Origin of the sequence: Variovorax sp. PBL-E5 (assembly GCF_901827185.1) — a bacterium.
In the GTDB taxonomy this organism is placed as follows: Bacteria; Pseudomonadota; Gammaproteobacteria; order Burkholderiales; family Burkholderiaceae_C; genus Variovorax.
Genome location: NZ_LR594671.1, coordinates 1,424,713 through 1,435,046, shown reverse-complemented (window position 1 = coordinate 1,435,046; position 10,334 = coordinate 1,424,713). Strand labels below are relative to the sequence as shown.

Here is a 10,334-nt window from a genome sequence, read left to right as displayed (position 1 = left end):
CAGGAGATGACCGAGCGTCCCTGAAGGAACTCGTTCACGTGCAAACCTCGCACAACGCACCAGCCCCCGAACACAACGGAACTCAGAGCATCGAGCGCGCACTGCGCATCCTGCGCGAGCTGGCCGCGCGCGGCGAATTCGGCTGGCGGCTGTCGGACCTCGCAACCCGCTGCGAAGTGGACAAGGGAACGGTTCATCGCATCCTTTCGTGCCTCGTGCGCGAACGCTTCGTGCAGCAACGTTCCGCGGACAAGCACTACTTTCCCGGGCCGATGCTCTATGAGCTCGGCCTGTCGCTTCCCGGCTATGCCACCTTCCGCCAAGCCTGCGAACGCCGCCTGGCGAAGTACGCCGTCCAGACCGAGGCCATTGCCTGGCTGATCCTTCGCAGCGGCAACGAGTACGTGTGCGCAGTGCGCAAGGGCACCCTCGAGCTGCGCGGCCTGATGGTGCACGTCGGCACCCGGCGGCCGCTCTTCACCTCGGTCGGCGGCGTGGCGATCCTGCAGACGCTGCCCATGCTCGAAGCCGAGAACATCCTCGCGGACAACACGCAGCAGGAAATCGCCAAGCGCGGCGACGGCCGCCTTGCCGCACTCCGGAAGATGCGCGAGCGTTCGCAGCGCCATGGCTTCGGCGTCAATCTCGGCGACGTCGTGCCCGGGGTTCATGCGTTCGCCGTTCCGGTGTGCGGCGGCGATGGACGCGCCATCGCCGCCGTCGTCCTGACCGGGCTGCCGGAACAGTTCGGCGAAGCGCGCCTGCCGGAGATCCGGCAGGCGCTGTCCGAAGTCGCGGCCGCGGTGCAGAGCGATGCGCACCAGTTCCTCGGCTCGATGATGCCGGCGGCCCCGGCCGCATTCCCTTAGTGCGCATTCGCCTGGAAGTTCAAATTGTGAAACTCCGCTTCCGGGCCCTATGGGCAGCGAAAAGAGGGGTCGATATTCTCGAATGGAGAGACAACTCCGGAACGAGAAACGATGAACGTGAACACAGCGATCAACCTCGAGGACCTGCGCCTGATGGCACGGCGCAAGCTGCCCCGGATCGCCTTCGACTTCATCGACGGCGGCGTGGACGACGAGGACTGCATGCGGCGCAACCGCGCGGCGTTCCGGCGCTTTCAGCTGGTCCCGCGCTACCTGGTCGACGTGTCCCGACGCGACCAGTCGACCGAACTCCTGGGCCGCCGCTATGCCAGCCCTTTCGGCATCTCGCCCACCGGCCTGGCCGGGCTCTTCCACCCCGGCGCGGATGAGCTACTTGCCGAGGCGGCCAAGGCAGCCGACATCCCCTTCCTGCTGTCGAGCGCGAGCAACGCGGCGCTCGAGAAGGTGGCGAAGCTCGCGCCCGAACACGTCTGGTTCCAGATCTACGGCACGCGCGAAGAACACATCAACACCGACCTGGTGAAGCGCGCACGCGATGCCGGCGTGCGCACGCTGGTGGTCTCGGTCGACGTCCCGGTCAACTCGAACCGGGAGCGCAATCGCCGCAACGGCTTCTCGCGTCCGTTCCGCATGACGCCTTCCGTGGTGCTCGAGGCGCTCGGCCATCCGGCCTGGGTGCTGCGCTACCTGCGCACGGGCGGCATTCCCATGATGAGCAACTGGGCGCCGTACGGCCGCGCGGGCGCTTCGGCGGCCGAGGTGGCCGATCTCTACGGCACGCTCACGCCGGCCCCGATGATCAAGTGGCAGACGCTGGAGCGCATCCGCGCGGCCTGGAGCGGACCGCTCGTGGTCAAGGGACTGCTGCATCCCGACGATGCGCGCGAGGCCGCGGCCATCGGCGTCGATGCGCTCATGGTCTCCAACCATGGGGGCCGCCAGCTCGATACCGCGCCCACGCCCATCGAGATGCTGCCCGCGATCCGCGCGGCCGTCGGCGACCGGGTGGTGCTGATGGTGGACAGCGGCGTGCGGCGCGGTTCCGACATCGTCATCGCACGCTGCCTGGGTGCGCGATTCGCGTTCTTCGGGCGGCCCACCTTGTTCGGCGCCGCGGCCGGCGGCGCGCGCGGCATCGCGCGCGCGCTGCAGATCGTGCGCCACGAGATCGACGTGGTCATGGCGCAGATCGGATGCAGCGCTTTCGACGCGCTGGACGAACGCTACCTGCGCACGGCGGCCGACACGGAGCCGCTCATTCCAACACCAAGGAGACAAACATGATTTCTCTTGCCAGATTCGTCCGCCGGATCGCGGCCGTGCCGATGGCGCTCGCGATCGCGGGCAGTGCCTTCGCACAAGGCTATCCCAATCACCCGATCAGGATCGTGGTCGCCTATCCGCCCGGGCAGAGCACCGACATCGCCACGCGCTACTTCGCCTCCAAGCTGTCTGCCGCGCTGAACGAGGGTGTGGTGGTCGAGAACCGGCCCGGCGCCTTCGGCAACATGGGAACGGCCTACGCCGCACGCGCCACGCCCGACGGCTACACGCTGATCATGGGCGCCTCGGGCACGCACGCCCTGAACCCCGCGCTGTACGACAACACGGGCTTCGATGCGGAGAAGGACTTCGAGCCGATCACCGCGACGGCTTTCATTCCGATGGTCATCTCGGTGAATCCGTCGCTGAACATCAAATCCCTGCCCGAGCTGATCCAGCTGGCCAGGAGCCGGCCCGACAAGATCGACGTCGCGCTGCCCAGCGTCACCGCGCAACTCGTGCTGGAGATGATCAAGCGGCAGAACGTGCCGCTCTTCGCCATCAAGTACAAGGGCTCGGGCGAGGCGATGACCGCGCTGCTGGGCAACCAGGTGCCGGTGCTGATCGACACCGTGGCCGCTTCGCAGTCCCAATTCGGCAAGATCAAGCCGCTCGCCGTGACCTCGGCCAAGCCGATGACCGCACTGCCCGAGATCAAGTCCGTGGCCGAGCAGGGACTCGATGGCTTCAATGTCGTCGCCTGGAATGCACTGATGGCGCCGCGCGGCACGCCGGTCGAGATCCGCGATCGGCTCGCCGCCGAGATGCGCAAGATCCTCGCGCTGCCCGAGACGACCAAGGCACTGCACGACCTCGGCTTCGAGCCTGCGCCCGCCATGGACCACGAACAGCTGGTGGCATGGCTGCGCTCCGAACGCCGCACCGACGCGGACATCATCCGCAGCGCCCACATGAAGGCCGACTGACACGGCCCTGCCTGCCCCATCCGAAATCCGCCACCCATCCAGCATCCAGGAGCTCTTCCATGTCCGCCATTGCCCACTCATTGAAATACCGCCAGCTGCATTCCGATTTCGCCATCGAGATCGAGGACCGCATCGACGAACTGCTGGCCGATCCCGAGGCGATCGAGCAGATCCGGCAACTCTGGCAGACCTCGCCCCTCATCATCTTCCGGCGCCAGTCGCTCGAGGAGGAAGAGCAGGTGCGCTTCACGCAGATGTTCGGCCGCTGCGAGAGCGCGAACCGCAAGGACATCCAGTCGCCGTACCGCGACGAGATCATCTACTTCAGCACCCTGCGCTACGCGGACGGCCGCTTCGTCGGCGGCTTCGCCGGCGGCGACGACGTGGACTGGCACTCCGACCAGACCTTCAAGGTGCGGCCGGCCACGGGCGCGATGCTGTACGGCGTCGAAGTGCCCAAGGGCGGCGGCGACATCTACTGGGCCAACCAGTACGGCGCCTGGGACCGCCTGCCGGCCGACGTGAAGAAGCTGGTGGACGGACGCACCGGCACCTACCGCTATGCAAAGCGCATGGCCATCATGAACACGCTCGAACTCAAGGACAAGGACAGCCCGCAGGCCAGGGAAATGGCCAAGCTGCCCGATGCCTTCCACCCGGTCGTGCTGACCCACCCGGTCACCGGCAGGAAGGCGCTCTACGCCGACCCGACCACGCTGGTCGCGATCGAGGGCCTGAGCGAAGCGGACAACGCGCGCGTGCTGCCGATCCTGTTCGAGGCGGGCGGCAGCCCGGAGTTGGTCTATCGGCACAAGGTGCACAACGGCGACCTGATGATGTGGGACAACGGCTGCACGATGCACCGCCGCGACGAGATGCAGCTCGACCAGCCGCGCCTGATGAAGCGCACCACCTTCCGGCTGTCGGCGGACGCCCACTGCGTGCCGCATTGAAGGCGGACGGATCATGAACAGTTCCAAGGTATTCCTGCGCGTCAACCGCGTCGACGCGGCCCTGTGCGCCGAGGCGCGCGAGGCCACGGTATCGGATCTCCACGAGGCCGCGGCGTCCCACGGCCGCGGCGGCCTGATGTCCAGCCGCATGCGGCCGATCCAGAAAGGCGCGAAGATCGCCGGCCCCGCGGTCACGGCCTTCTGCGCGCCGGGCGACAACCTCATGATGCATCGCGCGCTCTACCTCGCGCAGCCCGGCGACGTGCTCGTGGTGGTCTGCGATGCCGAGACTTCGGGTGCGCAATGGGGCGACATGGCGGCGCGCTACGCGATGCGAAAAGGGCTCGCCGGCGTGGTCGTGCAGGGCTGCGTGCGCGACACCGACACGGTGGAGTCGCTCGGCTGCGCGGTCTGGGCCACCCACATCCATTCGATCCATCCCGACAAGAGCGGCCACGGCTTCGTCAACACGCCCGTCGTCTGCGACGGCGTGCTCGTGAACCCGGGCGACCTGATCGTGGCCGACGGCGATGGCGTGATCTGCGTGCCGAAGCAGGAGGCCGCCGCCACCGTGCAGGCGGCCCTCGCACGCATGCGCAAGGAAGACGCGCTGGCCAAGGCCGTCGAGCGCGGCGAAGCCGTCTGGGATCTCAGCGGCGCGGCCGCGAGCTATGCCGCGATGAAGGTCGAAGAAATCGACGCGGCCTTCGACGACCGTTGAATGCCCCGGGCGGCACGCCGAACCTTCCGTGCCGTCGATTCCGTCCACAAGCGCAGGAGACACAACAATGAGACTTCCGATCAGAGCCCCCATGAAGCTGGCCGCACTGCTGACCGCGGCGATCCTGGGATGCACGGCCTTCGGCATGGCGCAGGCAGCCGACTTCTGGCGCGCCTACACCTACAACGCGGTCGCGACCGTCACCGCCGTGAAAGGCCTGAACGCGATGTTCGAGGACATCAAGAAGCAGACCGGCGGCCAGCTGTCGGTCCGGCTGAACCTCGGCGGCACGCTGCCCATCACCGCGACCAACATCACGCAGGCCGTGGCGGACAACGTGGTGCAGCTGGGCGACGATGCCTTCTTCGTCGGCAGCGCACCGGTCGGTGCCGTGGTCCGCCTGCCGCTCCTGATCCGCTCGATGAGCGAATTCGAGAAAGCCTGGGACATCGAGGCGCCCTACCTGCGCGACGACTACGCGAAGAAGGACGTGGTGATCCTGGGGCGCTACATCTTCCCGTACAACGTGCTCTGGTCGCGCAAGAAGCTGACCTCGCTCGCGGACATCAGCGGCCAGAAGATCCGCGTGATCGCGCCGGAACAGGCGGACTTCATCAAGATGCTCGGCGGCATTCCCGTCACGCTCGGCACGGCGGAAGTGGCGGCGGCGCTCGATCGCGGCGTGATCGACGGCGCCATCACCGCGAGCTCCGGCTACGGCTATGTGTGGCGCGACCTGCTCAAGTACAGCTATCGCCTCAACATCAGCTTCATCGATTCGCTGATCCTGGTCAACAAGGGCGTCTGGGACAAGCTGCCACCGGACACCCGCAAGACGGTGCAGGCCATCGTCGATGACCACACCCGCCGCATGACGAACGCCATGGCCGCCGAGGAAGACGAGATGACCCGCAAGCTGGCCAGCGAGGGCATGGTCGTCACCGAGCCGAGCAAGGCGGACATCGCGACCGCCGAAGGCAAGATGGCGCCGTACTGGAAGAGCTGGGCCGGCAGCCGCCCCGCCAATGCGCAGGAAGCCATGCAGAAGATCCTTCCCGTGATCGGGCGCTGAAGATGGAGCCCGTTGCAGCAGACCTCGCCGCCATCGCCCCGATCGACGCGGACGCGTTCAGCCCCGCCGAAAGTCTGCTGGAGCGCGTGACGCGCTGGGCCACCCAGGTGGCCGTGGTCATCCTGGTCGTGATGATGGGGATCGAGATGATCGCGCGCTCCGCCTTCGGCTGGTCGCTGCAGGTCACCAACGAGCTGGGCGGCTACGCGCTGCTGGCCATCACCTTCCTCGGGCTCGCCTCGGGCCAGGTCGATCACGCCTTCCATCGCGTGCACCTGCTCGACACGCGCCTGTCGCCCGCCGGTCGCGCGGGCCTGCGGCTGGTCTTCGACGCCGCGACGTTCATCGTCGCGGCCGTGCTGTTCGTCGAGTTCGTGCGCTTCGTCTGGATCACGTGGGCCTCGGGGGACGTGGCCGCGACCACCCTGATGACGCCGCTGTGGATTCCGCGCCTGGCAATGCCGATCGGCATGCTGGCCCTGACGATCACGCTGCTGCGGACACTGGTCGGCGACTGGCGGCGGCTGCGCGCCATCCTGCGTGGAGGCGGCGCGTGAACCCCGACTACCAGATCGTCCTGATCTTCATCCTGTTCCTGGGACTGCTCGCGGCGGGCATGACCGTGCCGTTCGCGATCCTGCTGCCCGGCATCGCCTATCTCTACGTGCAGGGCGGCACCGGCGCGCTGCACGGACTCGGCCTGGTGAGCTGGGGCAGCATGGACAGCTACACGCTGACGGCCATCCCGCTGTTCGTGCTGATGGCCGAGTTCCTGCAGGGCAGCGGCATCGGCCTGCGCGTCTACGGCGGACTGTCGAAGCTGGTGCGCAAGGTCCCGGGCGGGCTGCTGCAGACCAACATCGTGGGCTGCGCGATGTTCGCCGCGGTCAGCGGATCGAGCATCGCGACCGCCGCGGCGATCGGCAAGGTCGCGCTGCCGCAGCTCGATGCGCGCCACTACGACCGGCGCTTCGCGACCGGCAGCCTCGCGGCCGGCGGGACGCTCGGCATCCTCGTGCCGCCGAGCATCGCGATGATCGTCTACGGCACCTTCACCGAGACCTCGGTCGCGAAGCTGTTCATGGCCGGCGTCGTGCCGGGCATCATCCTGACGCTGCTGTTCATGGTCTACATCGCGTTCGCCGCACTCGCACGGCCCGGGATCGCGCCGCGCGACACCGGCACCCTGCCGGCGGGCGTGATCCTGAGGGCATTGGTCGACGTCGTGCCCTTCGTCGTTCTCATCGCCGCCATCATGGGAACGATCTACAGCGGCATCGGCACGCCGACGGAAGCCGCGGGCGCCGGCTGTCTCTTCAGCCTCGTGATCTCGCGCATCTGGGGCCATCTGTCGTGGCAGGAGTTCGTCGATTGCCTGAAGCGATCGTCGCTGGTCGTCGCGAACATCCTGTTCATCACCTACGCCGCCTTCGTGTTCTCCTATGCCATGAGCTTTGCCGGCGTGGGCGAGCAGATCACCGGGTTCATCGTCGGCCTGCATCTCAACAAGCTCGAGTTCTTCCTTGCGCTGCTCGCACTCTTCACCGCGCTCGGCGCGTTCGTCGAGAGCCTCGGGATGATCGTCATCACAGTGCCGCTGCTCTATCCGCTGCTCGCCAGCTACGGCATCGATCCGATCTGGTTCGGCATCGTCGTCGTGGTGTTCATCGAGATGGGCCAGATCACGCCGCCGATCGGCATCAACCTCTTCGTCATCCAGAGCATCTCGCGCGGCAGCCTGACCGACGTGGTGCTCGGCACGGTGCCGTTCCATCTGCTCATGTTCGTGCTGCTGGCGATGCTCGTCGTCTGGCCGGAGATCGCGCTCTGGCTGCCCGGCAGCATTTCCCGCTGATCGTCTCCAAAGGTCTCCACGATGTTTGCACCGCCCGTTCGAATCCAGGCCGAGGTCTTCGCCCGCGTGCCGGAGGAATTCATGGTCCGCGACCGCCAGTCCGCGTGGGCCCATGCGCAGCTGCATGGCGCACCGGCGCCGGTGTTCCTGGAGGGACCGTCGTTCGACCGTGACGGCAATCTGTGGGTGGTCGACATCCCCTGGGGCCGGATCTTCAGGATCGATCCCCAGGGCAGCTTCACGCTCGTCGCGCAATACGACGGCGAACCGAACGGCCTCAAGTTCCATCCGGACGGACGCGCCTTCATCGCGGACTATCGGCGCGGCATCATGGTGATGGACCCCGTGAGCGGCAAGGTCGAGCCCTACCTGGAGCGGGCGCGGCTGGAATGCTTCAAGGGCTGCAACGACCTGTTCTTCGCATCGAACGGCGATCTGTACTTCACGGACCAGGGGCAGACGGGTTTGCAGGATCCCAGCGGCCGGCTGTTCAGGTTGCGCACCTCGGGCCAGCTCGATTGCGTACTCGCCGGCATTCCCAGCCCGAACGGATTGGTGCTCAACCTGGACGAGACCGCGGTGCTGCTCGCGGTGACACGCGACAACGCGATCTGGCGCGTGCCGATGATGAGCGACGGCACGGCCACCAAGGTGGGCGTCTACATCCAGATGTCGGGCGGCGGCGGCCCCGACGGCATTGCACTGGACCGCACGGGCGGGTTGGCGGTGTGCCACGTCGGCTTCGGCGCGACCTGGATCTTCAGCCCGAGGGGTGAGCCGCTCTACAGGATCGACTCGCCCGAAGGCCTCTACACGACCAACTGCGCCTATGGCGGACCCGACCGCAAACGCCTGCATATCGTGGAGTCGCGCTCCGGCACGATCCTGACGGCCACGCTGCCCGAGGCGGGCCAGCCGATGTATTCGCATCGCAGCGCTTCATAGACGCACGCACGTCATCGGCTCCGACACCCGGCGCGTCGGCGAAGGGCGTGGGCAACGCCGTGCGGCCAGCGGCCAAGGGCAGGCAAAGGCGGGATATGGAAGCTCCTTGGACATAAAAGGCCTCCACCATCGTGCACCCGCAGCAGGGGGGCCGATGCCGTAGGCCGACGGCGCAATCGGCCGCGCGGAACATCCGCCGGCACCCTACCCTGGCGACCCCGATCATTCCGGCAGCCGCAGGCCGGCCTCTGCTCGGACGGCACCTCAGCTGGCGCCGGGGGGTCGACGCACCTGGGCCATCAGTTGCTGCGCTACGGCCTCGAAGGCCTCCAGGCTCTGGTCGGCCCGACTGAGCACCACCGCCCCTTCGACCGAGGCGATCAGCACGATCGCGAAGCGCCGCGCCTGCGCGGCCGGCAGACCCCCCTGGCAGAGCAGGTCGCTCAGCCGCTCGCGCCAGGCGCGAAACACCGCGGTGGCGTGTGAAAGCAGTTCGGCCGAGTCGGTGGCCACCGTCACGGCCAGCACGGCACATCCCGCCCCGCACTGCGAGCGCGTGAGCACGGTACGCCAGATCGCGAGAAAGCGCTCGACCACCGCCTCGGCCGGCGCGCCGGCCACCGGCTCCATCGCGTCGATCAACACGGCGCCCGCGCCGTCGACGGCGGCGGCCACGAGCTGGTCCTTGCCGCCCGGAAAGTGGTGATACAGCGATCCGCGCGGCGCTCCCGTGGCCGACAGCACCTCGGAAAACGACGTCGCCTGCAAGCCGCGCTGCGCCAGCAGCGCCATCGCCCCCTCGACCATGCGATCACGAACCTCACCCGCCATGCCCACTTCTCCTTTGCTCGAATCGATTCCAAAAAACTATGACGATCATCATAGTTACTGCTACTATGCCAATCATCATAGTCACACCCCGAGGAGCATCGCCATGCCATTGCGCCGCCACGCCCTTCTGCCCATGATGCTGCCACTGGCCCTGGCCGCCTGCGGCGTCATGCCTTCCGCTTCCCCTTCATCGACCCAAGGAGCTTCACCCATGACCGTTGAACAAAGCAGGCAGGCCATCTCCGGCGACTGGATCAGCATCGCCCCGGAAATCCGGCCCAGCGCCCAGAAGACGCCCGAAGGCGCGCTCAAGCCCTTCTACCTGAAGCGCGAGTTCAAGGCGCTGCCGGACGATCGCTTCGAGCTGGCCATCGCCAACTCGGCCGACCCCTACGGCAAGGTACCGCTGGCGAAGATCCTGATCAAGGGCCACATGCACTGGCAAGGCGAGCACCCCATCGCTGCGGGCGCGCAGAAGGTGGACTTCGTGGCCGACGAGGGCTACGAGGTCACGCCGTTGCTGCAGGGCTTTGCCGACGTGCTCAACCAGATCGCCGCCCAGGGCTACGCCAAGTGGGAAGTCGGCCAGACGCAAAGTGTCTTCGGCAAGAGCTTCGCGCCCTTCGGCCTCGCGGCGGGCAAGAACTTCATGGAGTACGACCTGGTGTACGTGTCGCACGGCCTGCTGTTCTGGGGCGCCCGCAACGTGGACGGTCGCGGTTTCGACAGCGAGCAGAACCGTCCTACCAACCTGCAGATTCCGCTGGCGCGCAAGTAGGAACGGATGCAGCGCCGCTTGGGTTCCATCCGGAAGACTT

General features: G+C 67.2%; 11 protein-coding genes. 10 read left to right on the top strand and 1 reads right to left on the bottom strand.

The annotated features are described in order from the left end of the window. Nucleotides 1-38 precede the first annotated feature (38 nt). The 9 genes from WDLP6_RS06995 to WDLP6_RS06955 all read left to right on the top strand — a co-directional run bounded on the left by WDLP6_RS06995 (nucleotide 39) and on the right by WDLP6_RS06955 (nucleotide 8,685). Nucleotides 39-869 carry an IclR family transcriptional regulator gene (locus WDLP6_RS06995; protein WP_232076981.1) on the top strand — a complete coding sequence of 277 codons (831 nt, stop codon included), beginning with the start codon at nucleotides 39-41 and terminating at the stop codon, nucleotides 867-869. A gap of 111 nt (nucleotides 870-980) precedes the next feature. After that, nucleotides 981-2,174, top strand: a complete 1,194-nt coding sequence (locus WDLP6_RS06990; RefSeq protein ID WP_162566372.1) for an alpha-hydroxy acid oxidase — start codon at nucleotides 981-983, stop codon at nucleotides 2,172-2,174. Beyond that, nucleotides 2,171-3,139, top strand: a complete 969-nt coding sequence (locus tag WDLP6_RS06985) for a Bug family tripartite tricarboxylate transporter substrate binding protein (protein ID WP_162591751.1) — start codon at nucleotides 2,171-2,173, stop codon at nucleotides 3,137-3,139. The genes WDLP6_RS06990 and WDLP6_RS06985 overlap by 4 nt, the downstream gene beginning before the upstream one ends. A gap of 59 nt (nucleotides 3,140-3,198) precedes the next feature. Further along, nucleotides 3,199-4,092 (top strand): TauD/TfdA dioxygenase family protein, encoded by an 894-nt coding sequence (locus tag WDLP6_RS06980; RefSeq protein ID WP_162591750.1) that lies wholly within the window; start codon nucleotides 3,199-3,201, stop codon nucleotides 4,090-4,092. Between the two features lie 13 nt (nucleotides 4,093-4,105). Next, nucleotides 4,106-4,813, top strand: coding sequence for a 4-carboxy-4-hydroxy-2-oxoadipate aldolase/oxaloacetate decarboxylase (locus WDLP6_RS06975; protein ID WP_162566369.1), 708 nt, complete (start codon nucleotides 4,106-4,108; stop codon nucleotides 4,811-4,813). A gap of 67 nt (nucleotides 4,814-4,880) precedes the next feature. Further along, the gene (gene dctP, locus WDLP6_RS06970) at nucleotides 4,881-5,885 is read left to right on the top strand and encodes a TRAP transporter substrate-binding protein DctP (RefSeq protein WP_197910145.1); all 1,005 of its coding nucleotides are present in this window, start codon (nucleotides 4,881-4,883) and stop codon (nucleotides 5,883-5,885) included. Between the two features lie 2 nt (nucleotides 5,886-5,887). After that, nucleotides 5,888-6,442, top strand: coding sequence for a TRAP transporter small permease (locus tag WDLP6_RS06965; protein ID WP_162591749.1), 555 nt, complete (start codon nucleotides 5,888-5,890; stop codon nucleotides 6,440-6,442). Beyond that, complete coding sequence (locus WDLP6_RS06960) at nucleotides 6,439-7,740, top strand: TRAP transporter large permease (protein ID WP_162591748.1); 1,302 nt, start codon at nucleotides 6,439-6,441, stop codon at nucleotides 7,738-7,740. The genes WDLP6_RS06965 and WDLP6_RS06960 overlap by 4 nt, the downstream gene beginning before the upstream one ends. A 21-nt stretch (nucleotides 7,741-7,761) precedes the next feature. Then, a complete protein-coding gene (locus WDLP6_RS06955; RefSeq protein WP_162591747.1) occupies nucleotides 7,762-8,685 on the top strand; it encodes an SMP-30/gluconolactonase/LRE family protein in 924 nt (307 codons plus the stop codon). Between the two features lie 264 nt (nucleotides 8,686-8,949). Here the strand turns inward: WDLP6_RS06955 and WDLP6_RS06950 are convergent, their stop codons facing one another. Beyond that, the gene (locus tag WDLP6_RS06950) at nucleotides 8,950-9,516 is read right to left on the bottom strand and encodes a TetR/AcrR family transcriptional regulator (protein WP_162591746.1); all 567 of its coding nucleotides are present in this window, start codon (nucleotides 9,514-9,516) and stop codon (nucleotides 8,950-8,952) included. A 211-nt stretch (nucleotides 9,517-9,727) separates the two neighbouring features. Here WDLP6_RS06950 and WDLP6_RS06945 point away from each other — a divergent pair, with 211 nt between their 5' ends. Beyond that, nucleotides 9,728-10,294, top strand: coding sequence for a hypothetical protein (locus WDLP6_RS06945; protein ID WP_162591745.1), 567 nt, complete (start codon nucleotides 9,728-9,730; stop codon nucleotides 10,292-10,294). Nucleotides 10,295-10,334 lie beyond the last annotated feature (40 nt).

Coding starts and splice junctions, on each gene's coding strand:
- WDLP6_RS06990 (WP_162566372.1), top strand. CDS start 981: ATGAACGTGAACACAGCGATCAACCTCGAGGACCTGCGCCTGATGGCA.
- WDLP6_RS06985 (WP_162591751.1), top strand. CDS start 2,171: ATGATTTCTCTTGCCAGATTCGTCCGCCGGATCGCGGCCGTGCCGATG.
- WDLP6_RS06980 (WP_162591750.1), top strand. CDS start 3,199: ATGTCCGCCATTGCCCACTCATTGAAATACCGCCAGCTGCATTCCGAT.
- WDLP6_RS06975 (WP_162566369.1), top strand. CDS start 4,106: ATGAACAGTTCCAAGGTATTCCTGCGCGTCAACCGCGTCGACGCGGCC.
- dctP (WP_197910145.1), top strand. CDS start 4,881: ATGAGACTTCCGATCAGAGCCCCCATGAAGCTGGCCGCACTGCTGACC.
- WDLP6_RS06965 (WP_162591749.1), top strand. CDS start 5,888: ATGGAGCCCGTTGCAGCAGACCTCGCCGCCATCGCCCCGATCGACGCG.
- WDLP6_RS06955 (WP_162591747.1), top strand. CDS start 7,762: ATGTTTGCACCGCCCGTTCGAATCCAGGCCGAGGTCTTCGCCCGCGTG.
- WDLP6_RS06950 (WP_162591746.1), bottom strand. CDS start 9,516: ATGGCGGGTGAGGTTCGTGATCGCATGGTCGAGGGGGCGATGGCGCTG.
- WDLP6_RS06945 (WP_162591745.1), top strand. CDS start 9,728: ATGACCGTTGAACAAAGCAGGCAGGCCATCTCCGGCGACTGGATCAGC.